General features: G+C 66.5%; 8 protein-coding genes. All 8 read right to left on the minus strand.

Annotation, left to right across the window (positions count from 1 at the left end):
- Nucleotides 1–8 precede the first annotated feature (8 nt).
- The 8 genes from NFI08_RS16765 to NFI08_RS16800 all read right to left on the minus strand — a co-directional run bounded on the left by NFI08_RS16765 (nucleotide 9) and on the right by NFI08_RS16800 (nucleotide 16567).
- Nucleotides 9–9929, minus strand: coding sequence for a VCBS domain-containing protein (locus NFI08_RS16765; protein ID WP_349590864.1), 9921 nt, complete (start codon nucleotides 9927–9929; stop codon nucleotides 9–11).
- Nucleotides 9930–10396: 467 nt separating this feature from the next.
- Nucleotides 10397–11137 (minus strand): ABC transporter permease, encoded by a 741-nt coding sequence (locus NFI08_RS16770; protein ID WP_348826460.1) that lies wholly within the window; start codon nucleotides 11135–11137, stop codon nucleotides 10397–10399.
- 1 nt (nucleotide 11138) lies between these two features.
- Nucleotides 11139–11852 (minus strand): ABC transporter permease, encoded by a 714-nt coding sequence (locus NFI08_RS16775; protein ID WP_348826459.1) that lies wholly within the window; start codon nucleotides 11850–11852, stop codon nucleotides 11139–11141.
- Between the two features lie 138 nt (nucleotides 11853–11990).
- Nucleotides 11991–12833, minus strand: coding sequence for a transporter substrate-binding domain-containing protein (locus NFI08_RS16780; RefSeq protein WP_348826458.1), 843 nt, complete (start codon nucleotides 12831–12833; stop codon nucleotides 11991–11993).
- Between the two features lie 30 nt (nucleotides 12834–12863).
- A complete protein-coding gene (locus NFI08_RS16785; RefSeq protein ID WP_108133341.1) occupies nucleotides 12864–13676 on the minus strand; it encodes an amino acid ABC transporter ATP-binding protein in 813 nt (270 codons plus the stop codon).
- Between the two features lie 7 nt (nucleotides 13677–13683).
- A complete protein-coding gene (locus NFI08_RS16790) occupies nucleotides 13684–14868 on the minus strand; it encodes a pyridoxal phosphate-dependent aminotransferase (protein ID WP_348826457.1) in 1185 nt (394 codons plus the stop codon).
- Nucleotides 14865–15620: a class II aldolase/adducin family protein gene (locus NFI08_RS16795; protein WP_222569465.1), complete on the minus strand. Its 756-nt coding sequence runs from the start codon at nucleotides 15618–15620 to the stop codon at nucleotides 14865–14867. Before NFI08_RS16795 ends, NFI08_RS16790 begins: the two co-directional genes overlap by 4 nt.
- A complete protein-coding gene (locus NFI08_RS16800) occupies nucleotides 15617–16567 on the minus strand; it encodes an ABC transporter substrate-binding protein (RefSeq protein ID WP_052704501.1) in 951 nt (316 codons plus the stop codon). The genes NFI08_RS16795 and NFI08_RS16800 overlap by 4 nt, the downstream gene beginning before the upstream one ends.
- Nucleotides 16568–16581: the final 14 nt, after the last annotated feature.

A 16581-nucleotide genomic window follows, 5' to 3' on the forward strand; every position in this document is an offset into this window, starting at 1 on the left:
TTCGAATCTCACAGGTCGTGCTCCCCTCGCAGCGGCGCGGTGGAGCCGGCCATGGCCGTCAGTTGTGCGCGGAAGCCCGAGGCCACCCGCGGAGAAGCGCCGGAGGTCTCATCTGGCCCGCGCCAGCCGTCCTGGGCCAGCGCTGCCGACGCGAGGCGATCGCCCTGGTCACCATCGGCGATCCATTCGGCCCCCGGCGGCAGCTCAGGCCGGCCGTCATCTGCCGCGTTGCGGTTCGGCGCCTCGGCCGAGCCAGGTTGAGCGTCGCTCGGCGTCGAGCTTCGCGTCGGAATCGTCGGTTCGCTGTCGGCACCAGAGGCGTTGTTCAGCAATTGTTCACGGGTGGGAGCGTAGACGGAGGGATCGGCCAGCAGGCCATCCGCCGTCAGATCGGTGCGGCCGTGGCGGCCCAGCAGCAGCAATTGATCCTGCTCGGCATATAGGCGACTCAAGGCTACGCCGCGCAGCACGTACTGGCCTGGCACCTCCCCCAGGCCGTTGGCCAGCGACGGGATCTGCGTCTCCAGCGGCCTGACCAGCCAGGGCTGGGCGCCGTGGGACAGGCGCAGGTAGTCGAAGACCTGACGGCTGTTGCGCTCGACTTCCGGGGTGACGTAGACCACCGGGTCGACATCGCCGAGGGTGGCGCGCGACTGGCGCCCATCGTCCGGGCGCAGGAAATGGGGCCCGGCGCCATCCCTGATCGGAATATAGGGTGCGGCGATATCCAGGGTCAGGGTCAGGGTGGCGGTGTCGCTGGCGCCGGCCTGGTCGGTCAGGGTGTAGACGAAGACCTCCTGCAACAGCGGACCCAGGCCGCTGGCGCGCAGCACCTCGCTGTTGGTGCGGTCGATAAAGTAGCGGTAGCTGCCGTCCGCCTCGATGATCAGGGTGCCGTAGCGGCCCGCCAGGCGCTCGCCGGGCGCCGCGGTGACGCCATCCTGGGTCACCAGGGTGACACTCTGGGTCTCGCCGTAGCGCTCGGCGTCGACGTCTGTGTCGTTGGGCAGCACATTGCCGGTGGCGTCGGGGCGGCTCGCGCCTCCGCCGATGTCCACGGCGTCGCCGCTGTCGTCGCGGGCCGTCGGTGCGTCGTTACGCCCATCGATGGTGATCGTCAGGTTGGCACTGGCGGGACCGCCCCAGCGATCTTCCAGTGCATAGGTGAAGACGTCGACCAGGGTCTGACCGCTTTGACGCAACGCCTGGACCTCCGGGTTGTCGTCATCGACCTGGTAGCGGTAGCTGCCGTCGGCCTCCATCACCAGGCTGCCGTAGCGGCCCACAAGCGCGTTGCCGAGGGTGCCTTCGGTGCCAGCGCTGGGGTCATCGCCGGTGCGAACGCCGGTCACTGTCAGATTGGGGCCGAGCAGGTTGACGCCGAGGTTGATGTCTCCATCGACGTCGCTGTCGTTGTCGAGCACATTGCCCACGGCGTCCGCCCCGGGCGTGGCGTTGTCCCGGCCGCCGGCCTCCACCGCCAGGCCACCGTCGGCGCCGGGCAGCGGCGCCTGGTTCTGGCCGCGCACGAACACCGTCAGTTCGGCCAGGTCCACCAGTCCCGCCAGATCACGGGCCTCGTAGGTGAAGACGTCGCGGCGGAACTCCAGCGGGCCAAGCCCGAGGATCTCGGCGTTGGTCTGGTCGACCGCGTAGCTGTAACTGCCGTCGGTGGCAAGCGACAGGGTGCCGTACTGGCCTGTCAGGGTTATCGTGCCGGCGCTGGGGGTGGACAGGGCCCCGCCTGCGGCCTCGGTGCCGGGGCGGGCACCACTCGCGGCCAGTTGGTCACCGGCGTCGATATCACTGTCGTTGTCGAGCACATTGCCGCTGGGATCACGGCCGGTGCCCTGATCGCTGTCGGCCACCGCCAGGGCGATGTTGTCGGCGGCCACCGGGGCGTCGTCGCGTCCCTGAATGGTCACGGTCAGGCGCGCCGTGGTACTGACGCCCAGGGGATCGACGCTGCGGTAGACGAAGACCTCGGTGAGGGTATCGTTGGCGGTTCTTAGGGCCTCCACCGTCGGATTGCTGTTATCGACCACGTAGGAAAAGCTGCCGTCGGTGTTAAGGGTCAGGGTGCCGTAGCGTCCGGCCAGCGGTTGGCCGGCGGCCACCGTGGTAGCGTTGAAGCGGACCTGATCGACACTCAATGGCTGTCCATCCACGTCGTTGTCGTTGGTCAGGACATTGCCGGTAGGGTCGACGCCTGGGGTGGCGTTGGCGGTGCCCCCGGCCTCCACCGCGATGGCATTGTCGGCCACCGAGATCGGCGGATCGTTGGCGCCGGTGACGGTGACCACCAGCTCGGCCAGGTCTGGATTGCCGGCACTGTCGATCAGCCGGTAGGTGAATATCTCGCTCAGGGTGGCGCCTGCCGCCAGGGCCTGTACGGCGGCGTTGTCGCCGTCGACCACGTAGCGGTAGCTGCCGTCGGCGTTTACCGTGAGGCGCCCGTACTGACCATCGACGCTGGCGCTGATACCGCCGAGGCTAGTCATGGCGCCGCCGGCCGCCACGCTGCCGGGGCGAATGGCGCCGATGGAGAGTGCGCCCTGGTCGATCGCATCGACGTCAACGTCGACGCCATCGCCGTCGTTATCGCCGATCAGATTGCCGGTGCCGTCCACCGCTGGCGTGGCACCGTCGGTGGACGGTGCCTGGGCGCTGGTGGTGTTGTCGGTGGCGACGGGGTTGTCCTGGGCACCTTCGATGGTGATGGTCAGCACCGCGATGTCATCGAGTCCCAGGGCGTCGGTGATCCGGTAGCTGAAGGTCTCGCTCAGGGTCTCGCCTGCCGCCAGGGCCTCGACCGCCGCGGTATCGTCCTCGACGACGTAGCGGTAGTTGCCATCGGGGGTGATGGTCAGGATGCCGTAGCTGCCGAACACGTCGGTGGCGCCACTTACGTCGGTAAAGACGCCGAGAGGCTCATCGCCAACGCGGAGCCCGGACACCGCCTTGCTCTCGCCGTTGAGGTCGACGTCGGTGTCGTTGCTCAGCACATTGCCGCTGGCGTCCTGGCCGGCGGTGGCGTTGTTGATGCCGCCTTTCTCGATGGCCACGCCGCTGTCGTCGACGCCCACCGGGGCGTCGTTGGCGCCTTGGATGGTGATGGTGATGGTGGCCTGGGAGGTGACGCCCGCGCGATCACTGATTTCATAGACGAAGGACTCGGGCAGTGTATTACCGCTCAGCCTCAGGGCCTCTACGGCGGGGTTGTCGTTGTCGAGCTGGTACTCCGCCGAGCCGCTCGAGGAGATCACCAGGGTGCCGTAGGTGCCGACGATAAGGGTAGGTGAGGCGGGGTCGCTGTTGACCGCCTGCAGTGAGCCCGCAGTGGTGCCCGCCCGGACCACCGTCAGCACGTCGGGGTCGGCGTCATTGAGGTCGGCGTCGGTATCATTGAGGATGACCAGGCCGTTGGGATCGATACCGCCGAGATTGAAGCGTCCCCCGGCCTCCACGGCGATGGCGTTGTCGTTGGTCGCGATGGGGTCGTCGTTGACCGCGATCACTTCGATGGCCAGGGTATCGCGGTCGGTCAGGGCGTCGGCGCTCTCGCCGGGGGTGCCGTCGCCGGTGTCCGGGTGGTCGCCGAAGTTACCGTTGTCGCTGGTGACGATGGTCAGGGTATCGTTGCCGTTGAAGTTGGCGTTGCCGGTATAGGTCAGGGTGGCGAGGGCAGCATTGATCTGGGTGACGCTGCCGGTGAGGATCAGCTCGCTGGTGCCACTGCCTGACACACTGGCGCCACCGGCGCTGGAAGCGTTCAGGGTGCCGTTGTTCACACTCAACGTCGTGGTCAGGTTCTGGGCCCCGCTGGTACCGGGTGTCAGGGCGTCGGGATCGGCAATCGAGATGCCGGAGATGGCAAATTCGGTGTCTTCGTTGCCGGAGGCCGGCGAGGCCGGCAAGGCGTGGACCGGGGCGTCGTTGAGTTCGACATAGCCGATATTGGCGTCGAAGGTGGTGGCACCGTCGACGGCGCCGGTGATCAACGACAGGCTGCCGTCGCCGAAGGTGCCGCCATCTGAGTCGAGGCGCGCCTTCAGCTCGCCAGAGGTGGCGTCGGTGAGGCTTTCGCTGGCCGAGATCCGATAGCTGCCCTTGGCCAGCACACCGAAGGAGTAGTTGCCGTTTGCGTCGGTGAGCGTGGTGTAGCTGACGTCGTCGGCGTTGCCGAAGGTATCATCGCTGCCTGCCCAGGTCAGGGTCACACTGACGCCGGCCAGGCCATCGCCATCGGGTGCGGTGCTGGCGTCGGCGGAAAGGGTGTCATTCCACAGCGTGCCTTCGACAAGTCCGAGACTCGCCCCGGCGGTCAACACATAGTCATTGAGCCCGCCGCTGCCGTCGGCATCGGTACGCTCGCCGGTTGCCGTGCCGTCGGCGCCGACATCGCTGCCACCAAAACCATCGAAGCTGCCGTCGTCGGGCAGGCTGGACCAGGCAAGACGGGCCTCGGCGGCGGTGGCCGCCACTACCGCATCGTTGGGTACCTCGAGGCGATAGGACACGCTGACCTCGCTGCCCGGCTCGAGCTGTGCAAAGGTGAGCTCGATTCCCGAGGCGGTGGCGCTGGCCGTGACTCCTGCCGGCAGGCCGCCCAGGCTGTAGCTCTGGCCATCGATGACCACACTGTCGATGACATAACCGCTGCCCGAGGGAAAGGCGTCGGTCAGCTTGACGTCATAGGCGGGCATGCCGCCGTTCTGGGTAAAGGCAACGGTGACGCTGGCGGTACCGGTGGTGTCATCCGGGGCGGGATCGAAGGCCACCACCGTCTTGGTCATGTCGGTGAAGGACGGCTCGACGATACGTTCGATCAGGGTGGCGCTCTCGCCCCGGACCGTGTCGGCCCCGCCTCCGCTCGCGTCAATCAGTTCCCTTGCCACCACCGCGAGCTGGTCGCCTGACTGATTGCCCGACACATTGTCGACGCGCACGTTGAAGTCGATGGAGATGCCTTCGCGATTGGCGTCGGCGGTTTCGCTGTTTTCGAGCCGGCGGAAGTCAAAGGTGAGCACCTGCTTGCCGCCAACGGTCGTGATGGTCAGGATGCCGGCAGCGTGCAGCTGTATTGCCGTGGGTGACACCGCCTGGCCAAGGGTCAGTGCCTGGGCCAGGGCGCTGGTCTCGTCGCCGGCCTCGTTGAAGTCATCACCGATGCCCCGAATGTCGAGTGCCGAACTCGACAGCCCCCCGGCGTCGGAGATCAGTGCCAGGTTGATGCGGTTATCGCCAAAGTCGACAAAGGACAGGCCCGAATCCAGGGTAACCTCAAGCTTGTAGGACTGGTTGTCGCCGTCGGGGGCCAGGGCTACCACCCTATAACGGATGATCTCGCCCACCGCCACGTCGTTGCTGGCGGCCTGGCTGTCGCTGGCGTCGCCGGTGCTGGCAAGGCCACCGATGCGTGAAATATCCAGATAGCTCGCCACCGGTATCGCCAGGGTATCGCTGGTCCGGTAGTCATTGAGGACATTGACGCCAGGCTCGCCGTCGGCGCCGGTGCGCTCGACCACTGGGCTTGCCGGGTCGCCGTCGAGGCTGGTCCACTGCACGCTGGTCGAATTGTCCAGCGTCACCTGGTTGGGGGCATTGGCCGATACCGTCCCCTCGATGGTCAGGGTGACGACGTCTCCGTCCGCCAGGTCGAGATCGAATCCACTCTTGACGCTGACTTGATAGCCGTCGGTGGCGTTGCCAGTGATCTCGAAGGGATTGTCGGCGCCGCTGACGTTAATGACGGAGCCATTGGTCGTCACTTGGCTGATGGTGGGCGACACCAGTTCGGGCGAGATGTCGCCGTTGACGTCCAGATCGAAGGCATCGACTCCCGAGGTATTGGACAAGGTGATGGTGTAGCTGACGGGGTCATCGGCATCGACGCCAAGGCCCGGATCGGAAGGAGTGGTCAGCGCCTGTTCGATGGTGACCGTGGGTTCCACCAGGGTGGTGGTCGGGCCCGTACCGGGCTGACTGACGTCGCGATCCACGGCGGTGCTGCCGTTGACCTCATCACCGTCGACGTCCTGGTAGGTGAGGCTGGCCTTGTGTTCGTGCTCGGTACTTTGCTGGTTGTCGAGGGTATTGCTGGCGATCAGGCGTACCCGCAGCACGAAGGTGTTGTTGCCGGTGTCGTTGTCGCCGGTGGCGCTGGCGGCGCTGAAGGTGTACTGGGCATCGACGCCGTCAGCGCCCAGGGTGCCGCCGCTGCCGGCAAGCGCGCTGACGGAGACGCTGCCGGCGAAGTCTGCGCTCAGGTTGTCGCTGTCGGCGGCCAGGGTGATCAGTTCATAACCCGAGCCATTGAAGCTGGTATCCAGCGCCATGCCCGGCGGTATCAGGTCATTGATCACGAGGCTCTGGGTAGTGCCTTCCGGCAGGGTCACCACGATGTCGTAGAGCATCGACTCGCCGACCACCAGGTCGGCGCCGTCGGTGTGGCTGGCGCTTGAGTCGTCGTCAGTGGCGGCGCCGCCGTCCGCGAAGGTGGTGGTGATGGTTGGCGCCGCCACCTGCTGGGTGGCGTCGTCATCGAGATCCGTCGGGGTAAAGTCGCTGCCACCGTCGACGCTGGCGTAGTTGGTGAGCGTTGCCGTGGTGCCGAGGGTGCGACTGGCACTGACCGCCGCGGCCACGGTCACGTCGTAGGTGATGACGATGATGTTGGTGCCGGCGGCGTCGCTGGCGCTGCCATCCCGCCCGGCCTGCAGGGTGGCCTGGCCGCTGTCGTCGAGCAGGGTGATGGTGTTGCCACTGACGCTGTAGTCGGTGCCCTCGATCAGCACGCTGCCGTCACCGAGCGTCAGGGTCAGGTTGGCATCGCCCAGGCTGCCACCGACAAAGGCCAGGTCCGTGGGCAGCGCGATCTCGGTCGTCACGTCGAAGGCACCACCGCCGCCGGTGTTCTCGAGCAGCGTGGCCAGGCGCAGTGTGTCGCCGGCGTCGATGTCGGTGACGTCGCCGTCCACCGCCGCCGGGTCGGTAATGCTGCCGGTGAAGGGCGCACCCGCCGTGCCGGGCGCATTCCAGCTGCCGCTGGTGCCGCTGACGCTGCCGTTGGTCGAGGACACCGCCCCATGGGTGATGGTGACGACCGGCTCGGCCACCGACTGCACCTTGACCACGTCCTGGGTCACCAGTTCTGTCTTGTCGAGAGTGGTGGTCTGGCGCGATTCGGCCAGCACATCCAGCGAGCGGCCATCGGCGAAGGGCTGATCCCCCACCGTCATGGTAAAGCTCAGGGCGATGGTGCTGGCCTCTGTCGTGGTCAGGTCTGCCAGGGTAAAGACGATGGCGTTGCCGGGACCGCTCGCTACGCTGGTGATATCGCCCGCCCAGCTGTTGTCCGCTGCCAGGGACCACTGGCCGGGGCCAGTCCCTTCTGTCCAGCCGATGCCCGAGGTGTCGAGCAGCGGCAGCGGCAGGTAGGCGATCAACTGGAAGTTTTCGTGGTCGCCGGTGACCAGCTCGTAGCGCAGGGTGAAGGTCACCTGGTCGCCGGGGGCCAGTTCGCTGACGCCTCCTTCGATGGCGATGTCCACCTGGCCGGTGGGCACCGTCAGCGCTGTGCTGGAGTCGTCGGTCTCGCTCTCGCCGGTCAGGTTGTTCGGGTTGAGCAGCAGGGTGGCATCGACCTCGGCGGCATTGCCCAGGCTGTCGCCTTCGTTGATGGCAGGGTGGTCGGTCACGTTCGCGTAGGCGTCATCGATGACCGCGCGATAGCTGATCAGCGCACGGGTGGCGCCGGCGTCGATCACCCCATCGAAGGCGGCGTCGCCGGCGAGCCAGGCCTGGTCATCCAGGGCGTTCTCGATCGACTGGGCGATATCGAAGACAAGGGTGGTGGTGCCATCGGCATTGACGCTGGTGGTGACCACCAGATCGATGGTGGTGGCGTCATTACCGCTGTAGAGGATCAGCGTCGGGGTACCCGTGAGGGTCTGGCCATTGCCGAGGGTATCGGTGACGACAAACTGACCGTCGAGCTGAGTGTCCTCGCCGAAGGCGAAGTAGTCCGACAGTGCCATCTCCAGCTGGTATTCCAGGGTATCACCCGGGGTCAGGTCGCTGGTGCCGGTATCGATGGCAAGGGTGGCGGTCTTTTCCAGGGTGATCGACTTGGCAACGAAGCTCAGCGCATCGCCGGTCCCCTCGAAACTGACCTTGCCGTCGGGGTCGTCGGGATTGCGGTCGCGATCGTCCAGCGGCAGCCAGACGCCGCTGCCGGTCGGCGCGCCAAAGGTGATCGTCTTGTCGTTGCCGGTCACCGGGTCGAGGACAGGGTCGCCGTTGGCATCGGTCTCCGGCACATAGAAGTCTACCCGGCTGGACTGGGCCTCGGTGAGGTTGGCGTAGGTCACCGTGTAGGAGGTGATAAATTCGTCGCCGTCGATCAAGTCCTGGATCTCCGAGGCGTCGGTGTAGGTGCCACCGCTGGCCAGGGTGATGGAGGTCAGGGTGCCGTTGCCGGGATCGATGGCGGTGACCTGAACGTTGGTCGGCACCGGCTGGGTGATGACCACGTCGGTCAGGGTCTGGGCGGTGGCCCCGGCGCCTGCCGGGCGCACCGTGGTGACCAGGCTGTGGGGGTAGTTCTCGCCGGTGGTGGTGTCGCCCTCGCTCATGTCGAGGCTCTGCTCCACCGCGATGACCGTGGGGGTGATGGTGAAGGCGACCGCACTACCGATCAGGCTGGGGTCCTGTTCCGGGTTGGACAGGGCGTCGTTGCCAAGCTCGAAGCCGGCCATGGCCTGGATGACCAGGTTCGGACTGCCGTTGGTCTGGGAGGTATCGGCCAGTTCGCTCAGCTCGCCGGTAAAGGTAACGTCGATGCTTGGCTGGTCGCTGGTCAGGCTGGCAAAGGGTAGTGCCGCCACCACCAGGGTGTCGCCGGCCTGGGCCCCATAGGCCGAGGCCAGCACGGTGATCGGGTCGCCATTGGCGTCCTTTGCCAGGGGGTGCACCGCCTCGCCGTTGGCGTCGAAGGTCACCTGGTAGAGGTCGAGTTGCCCCCCCAGGTAGCTTGCCGAGGTGATGATGACGCCATCGTCGACCTCGGCGCCGGCGCCGTCCTTGCCGGTGGCGGGCACGATCAGCTGGACAAAGGGGGCGTAGCCCTCCTGGGCAGTGGAAGCATTGGACACGCTGACGGTGAACTGAAATTCCTCACCCAGCGGCACCTCTGTTGCAGATTCGCCGAGCGACGCCATGGGCTCGGCGTCGGCCAGCAGGCCATCCAAGGGTGCCAGGGCGGCGAGTGCCACGCCACGGTCGTCAGCCATTTGCCCCTGTTGACGCTCCAGTTCCCAGTCGCCGCCCAGGCCACTGTGGCCGGTATCATCGGTGGAGGCGCCCACGTCCATGCCGGTGGCGCTGGCGAGACCTTCCACCAGTTCGAGCCCAGCGTCGGTGGCGCCGATGCGACAGCCGTAGAGCAGCAGGTCGGCGTCGGCCGTCAGTGCCTCGCGCCACTGGCCGAGGCTCGCCGTCAGGCTCGTGAGAGTGTCGTTGCCGACCCGGGTATCGCCGAGCTGAAACTGTCCTGAGGCGCCGTGGCTGAAGATCTCCACGCTCTCGACCTGGTCCATGCCGGCCAGGGCTGCGGTGATGGCCTCGATACCGTTTTCGTCGGCGTCCACCTCGAGCAGTTCGGCGTCGTCGGCAAGACCCTCGCGGATCGTCTGGCGCTGGGCGTCGGAGAGGCGGGCGTCCACCACCACCAGGTGGCGAGCGGGAGCCCCGGCGCCAGCGGGGCTGTCAGCCTGGGTGGCCGGTGCCTGGCCGTCGCCGTCTGTCGGCTGGTGCTGGTTGGGTTTCCCACCGTCGCCATCGCTGGCGGGGTCGGGGGTGGCCGCCATGGCGCCATCGAACAGCAGGCGTGGCTCCAGCGCGATCAGCCGTGAACGAGTTCCCTTCATACCGACTCCTGCCTTTCCTTGTTGTCACTGTATCGATGGCAGATGACGCTTTTAATGCCATTTCTGCACAATACCCTAAACATAGACGCTGAATCTCTTTCTGTGCCGGAAAATTGGGGGGGCAAATGCTCAAGTCAAAACGTCGGGGGCAGGACTATGGTAGGGGACAGTGATCCGATACCTGGCCCTTCACCTGAGGGCTGGCGGCTACCTTTTTCGAGGTAGGGTGGATGCGAAAATAACTTTTCAGCATATAAAGTAAGCTTTGGCACCAAAAATCAACGCAAATCACAGGCGGCCCGCAAAGACGATTACCTGGTTGGCGGGGCGGGCAACCGTGAGCCTGCATCTGGTAGAGGGGCATCGACAGAGGTGTGCCAGCAAATGGTGGTCCATTGCCGGCACAGGAAAGGCGGGAAGGTCACATCGACATGGGCGTCGATGCCGGTGCGGATGGCGAAGCGCCTTTACACCCGACGAGGTTGTCCAAAGGGGCGCCAGGCGCGACGTACCGGTTGTACCCCCGGGAAGTGGTGCTCGACCTGACGCAGGCACAGCGTCAGCACGATGGTCAGCAACAGATAGACGGCGGCGATCAGCAGCAGCGGTTCGTAGGTCAGGAAGGTCTCGTCGCGAATGATGTTGGCCGCCTGGAGCAGATCCATCATGGCGATGGTCGAGACCAGCGGGATCGACTTCAGCAGCAGGATCATCTCGCCGGAGAGGGTGGGCAGACACAACTGTACCGCGCGGGGTAGCCACAGACGCCAGAATACCTGGAACGGACTGAGGCCGAAGGCCCGCCCGGCCTCGCGCTCGCCTGGCGGTACGCTGAGCAGGGCGCCGCGCAGGATCTCGCCGCTGTAGGCGCCGACCGAGAGGGTGAAGGTCAGGGTGGCGTAGAAGAACGGGTCGCGCAGCAAGCCCCAGAAGATGCTGTCCTGGATGCCGGGGATGCCTTCCAGCAGTCGACCCACGCCGTAGTAGAAGAAGAACAGCTGCACCAGCAATGGGGTGCCGCGAATGACCGAGGTCACCGCCGTGGCCGTCCAGGCCAGCGGTCGGGGGCCCCTGATGCGTGCCATGGCCATGCCGACGGCCAGGGTGAGGCCGGCGATGGCCGATACCAGCAGCAGCCACAGGGTATTGATCAGGCCTTCGATGAGGTATTCCTGATAGAAAGGGTCGCTCAACCAGCTGAAGTCCATGTCAGGTCTCCCGGCTCTGGGGCTGTCCACGCCTGACCCGGCGCTCGATCAGCGCGAAGACCAGGTTGGACGACAGCGTCATCATCAGATAGAGCACACCGGCGGCGGCGTAGAACAGAAAATGCGCACGGGTGCTGGCGGCGGCCTGTTGGATGGTGAAGAACAGTTCGCTGTAGCCGATCACGCTGATCAGGGCGGTGTCCTTGATCAGGATCAGCCAGAGGTTCGACATCCCTGGCAGGGCGTTGGGCAGCATCGCCGGCAGGGTGATGTGGAGAAAGCGTGCCCAGGGGGAAAAGCCGAAGGCGTCGGCGGCCTCGAGCTGGCCCTTGGGGATGGCGGAGATGGCGCCGCGGAACACCTCTGTCATGTAGGCGCCCTGGACGAAGGCCAGCACCCCCACGGCGGTGACGAAGCCGTTGATGGCGACCTGTCCGGGCAGGCCCAGGGCGTTGGTCACAGCGGTCAGGGCCTGGGAGCCGGCGTAGTAAAGCAGGATGATCAGCAAAAGCTCCGGCACCGCACGCACGCCGGTGGAATAAGCGCCGCCGATTCCGCGCAGCCAGGCGTGTCGAGACAGCCGGCAGGCGGCTCCGACAAAGCCAAGAAGCACGCCGATGGCGTAGGCCAGGCAGGCGATCTGCAGGGTGGTGAGGGCGCCGTCGAGGATCGGTCCGGCCCAGTCGGCCAGCCCCTCCTGAGAAGCGTTGTTCATGGGGCATTCTCGTCGTGGGTGAAAGTCGCGATGGCAGGGGGCCTGGTGCGCATCCGGCGGCTGTTGCCGGCGTTCGCCCAGGCCCCGGCCTCAGGCAGAAGCGTCGTTCACACGAGCGCAGACATTTTCGTACAGGCCCTAGCCCACGCAGACGTCGGTGCCGAAGTAGCGCTCGGACAGCTCGCTGCAGATGCCCTGCTGATTGACCGCCTCGATGGCGGCGTTGACGTCCTCGGTCAGGGCGTCGTCCTCCTGGCGCAGGCCGATGCCGACGCCTTCACCGTAGGCCTCGTGGTGCGGCGCCGTGGCCTTGATCTCGAAGTCGGCGGCTTCATCGCGTTCGACCAGCTCGGTCATGGCGATCTCGTCGGCCAGGATCAGGTCCAGGCGGCCGGAGAGCAGGTCGCGATTGACCTGTTCGGCTTGGTCGTACAGACGGATGTCGACGCCGCTGTCGCGCAGGGCGCGACGGGCGTAGGTGGCGTTGGTGGTGGCGCTCTGCACCCCCAGCACCTTGCCGTCCAGGCCCTCGGGCGGCTCGATGTCCAGTGAGCGGGCGGCGACGTAGGCACCGGGCGTGAAGTAGTAGGGCGAGCTGAAGTCGATGACTCGCAGGCGCTTCTCGGTGATCGACATGGAGTTCATGATCATGTCGATGCGTCCGGCCTTGAGCGAGGGGATGATACCGCTCCAGCCGGTCGGGGTGATCTCGCACTCACGGCCCATCTGGTCGCAGATGGCCGATGCCAGTTCCACCTCGAAACCGGTCCAGTCACCGTCGGAGGAGGTGTAGGTGAAGGGCGGATAGGGTTCGGCGGAGATGCCGATCTTGAGGGGCTCGCCAGCGTCCTGGTTGGCTGCCTGGTCGGTCGCATGGGCGCTGCCGATGGTGGCGGCGCCGAGGGTCGTGGCGAGCGCGACGCCCAGGGCAAGGCGACGAGCGAGGTCGGCTGACGGGCGCAGGGAATGGGATACGGTCATGGGAACTCCTGGTTGTTGTGTGACTGGCAGTCAAGCTGCGGGGGCGATGAAGCGCCGGCAGCGTTCGTTGTCGCTGTGTTCGAAGATGCGCTCGGGGGGGCCGGCTTCGCCGACGACGCCGCGGTCGAGGAACACGATCTGGTCGGATACCTCCCGGGCGAAGGCCATCTCGTGGGTCACCATCAGCATGGTGCGCCCCTCGTCGGCCAGGCCGCGGATGACCCCCAGCACCTCGTTGACCCTTTCCGGGTCCAGCGCCGAGGTAGGCTCATCGAACAGCAGGATCTCGGGCTCCATGGCCAGCGCTCGGGCGATGGCCACACGCTGCTGCTGGCCACCGGAGAGAAACGCCGGGTAGGCGTCGGCGCGCTCGGCCATGCCGACGCGCTCCAGATAGTGGGCGGCCAGGGCGTTGGCCTTCCTGCGTGAGATTCCCTTGACCCGCACCGGGGCCTCGCTGACGTTGCCGAGCACGGTCAGGTGCGGCCAGAGGTTGAACTGCTGGAATACCATGGAGACCTTGCCGCGCAGGCGTTGCAGTTGATGGCGACTGAGCGGCATGTCGGTGTGGCTGCTGCGGGGGCCCTGCTCGGTGAAGCGGATGCGTTCATCGGCGATGGACAGGCTGCCCTGCTGGGGCCGCTCCAGCAGGTTCATGCAGCGCAGCAGGGTGCTCTTGCCGGAGCCACTGGCGCCGATGATGGTGGTCACAGTGCCTTCGGCGACGCTCAGGGAGACGTCGCGCAGCACGCTGGTGTCCCCGTAGCGCTTAACGAGGTGACGAGCCTCGACCACGGGGGAGGTCGGGCTCAAGTCGTCGCTGGTGGTGACGGATGGTGGCATAGGCGACTCAGGGGCTGGTGACAAGACAGGCATCGGCAAACTCACGAAGCCGTGTTGCGGCGCGACTCAGGCGCTCCGGGGGCTGGGTCAGGCTCAGCCTCACAAAGCCAGCCGCCGAGGGGCCGAAGGCCTCGCCGGACAGCACCGAGATGCCGCATTCGTCGAGCAGGCCATCGGCGAACTCGGCCGATGACAGACCAGTGGCGCGGATGTCGACCATCACGAACATGCCGGCGTCCGGGCAGATCGCCTTGACCGAGTCGGCGCCGTCGAGGGCGCGGCAGACGCTGTCGCGGCGCTCGCGGTAGGCGGCGTGCATGGTGGCAAGCTCGGGGAGGTCGCTGTCGAGCGCGGTGATCGCCGCGTCCTGGATAAAGTCCGGGCAGCCGTACAGCATGCACAGCGCCAGATTGTCCAGGTGCTCGATCAGCGCCTCGGGCGCGACCACCCAGCCCAGCCGCCAGCCGGTCATGGCGTGGGACTTGGACAGGCTAGAGATCACCACGCTGCGATTGGCCATGTCGGGCAGCGCCAGCGGGCTGTGGTGCTCGCCCTCGAAGATCAGCTCGGCGTAGACCTCGTCGGAGATCAGCCAGAGGTCATGGCGGTGACACAGCTCGGCGATCTGCTCCCACTGCTGCCGGGTCATCGACTGGCCGGTGGGGTTGTGGGGGCTGTTGAGCAGGATCGCCCGGGTGTTGTCGGTGATCGCGGCGGCGATATCGGCCACGTCGAGTCGAAAGCCGGCCTCTGGCCGCAGCGGCACTCGGGCCAGTCGTGCACCGGTCGACTGGATCACCGCCTCGTAGGTGACGTAGCTTGGCTCCGGCACGATCACCTCGTCGCCTGGATCGAGCAGGCACTGGGCGGTGGCGTAGAGCCCGCACTGGGCGCCGGCCATCACGATCAGCCGCTCGGGGGAGACCTCGACACCCTGATGGCGACGATAGTGGCGGCTGATGGCTTCGCGCAGTTCACCCTTGCCCTGGACGTCGGCATAGTGGGTCGCGCCGCGGTCGAGGCTTTGCTTGGCCGCCTCGATGATCGGGGCGGGGGTGGTGAAGTCGGGATCGCCCACCGACAGTACGGTGATGTCTTCACCGCTGGCCTGGCGCTTCAGCGCACGCACATGGATGTCCCAGGCCGCGGCGCCTTCGCCGGCGATGCGTTGGGTCAGGGCGGAGACTTTCATGGTGAAGGGTCCTTGTTGTCGGAAGCGGCGGGAGCATCGATGCCGAGGCGGCGCAGTTCCGCCCGCCAGGCAAGCTCGGTGCCCTGGGGGCTCGCGGCCCAGTCGTCGTACTGGCGGGCGACCTTTTCGCAAAGCTCAGGACTGGCGCTGACCAGCGCCGCCCCGGTGGCCTGGGCCGCGAGCTGGGCCTGGCAGGAGCGCTCCAGGTCGCGCATGCGCAGAAAGGCGTCGCCGACGCTTTCGCCGACCACCAGCAGGCCGTGCTGGCGCAGGATCATGCTCATGTGCTCGCCGAGGTCACGCACCAGCCGTTCGCGCTCGTCCAGGTCGAGGGCGATGCCCTCGTAGTCGTGATAGCCGATGCGCCGATAGAACTGCATCGCCCACTGGTTCAGCGGTGCGAGGCCCTGCTCGAGGCAGGACACGGCGACCCCGGCAACGCTGTGGGAGTGCAGTACACAGTGGGCGTCGGGACGCGCCGCGTGGATGGCGCTGTGGATGGTAAAGCCGGCCGGGTTGATGCCGAGGCCGGTGGGATCGTCGAGCACCTGGCCGTGCTCGTCGACAGTCACCAGAGAGTCGGCGGTGACCTCCTCGAAGCGCAGACCGAAGGCATTGAGCAGGAAACGCCCCGGGGCGACTCGTGCCGAGATATGGGTCGAGATGCCGTCATCCATGCCATCCATGGCCATCAGCCGGTAGGCGGCGGCCAGGTCGCGGCGGATGCGCTGCTGGCGGCTGTCTTCGCTCACAGGCTCGCCTCCAGGGCGGCCAGGGCGTCATCGCCGTCGCGGGTGGTGACGCCTTCGAGGAAGGCAGCGCGCTTGTCGGGATGCTGCTCGAGCCACTCTCGGGCGACCTCATCGAGGTCACGCTCCTCGAGGCTGAAGGCCTTGATGAACTCGCTCTGCTCATGCGCGCTGAACACGAACTGGTCGAGCAGTCGGGTCAGGTTGGGATTGGCCTCGGCGAACTCGCTGGCGACGATGGTCTTGACGTCGCTGCGGCCGTTGTCGGGGCCGAACACGCCTTCGCTGTCGTCGAGAATGTGCACGTCGTACTCGGGGATCATCCAGTGAGGCGTCCAGCCGTAGAAGACGATCCAGCGTTGTTCGTTCACCGCCGCCTTGACCTCACTCAGCATTCCCGGGGTCGAGGAGGACATGACCTCCCAGTCACCGAGCCCGTGGGTGTCGCTGTCGATGGCGGCGTGGATGAAGTCGGTCACGGTGGAGCCGCTTTCGATCGAGTAGAAGGTGTGCTCGAAACGCTCGGCGTTCTGCGCCTCGCCCAACTGGGAAGCGTCGGTGATACCGGCCTCGGCCACGTAGCCGGGCACGGCGAATCCCATGCGCGCGCCGGTCACGTTGTTGCCTAGATCGACGATGGCGTCCGCCGCCATGGCGGCGTCGTAGCTTTCCTGCTGGGCCGGCAGCCAGCCGGCCAGAAAGGCGTCGCTGTCGCCGGTGGTCAGGGTCTTGTAGCCCACCGTGGAGCTGAGCTCCTGGCGTTCGACCTGGTAGCCCAGGGGCGCGACGAGCTGCGCCAGGATCTCGCTCTTGACGGTGACCCCGGGCCAGGGCGGGACGACCAGGCTCAGCTCATCGTCGCGGTCAGCGGCCTGGGCGGAGGCGGCGGCAAGGCCGAGCGCGGCTGCCAGGGCGATGGAACGGGGCTTGTGCGAGAAACATCGAGTCACGGGGAACTCCTTCG

It is taken from the genome of Halomonas sp. EF61 (assembly GCF_040147045.1).
In the GTDB taxonomy this organism is placed as follows: Bacteria; Pseudomonadota; Gammaproteobacteria; order Pseudomonadales; family Halomonadaceae; genus Halomonas; species Halomonas litopenaei.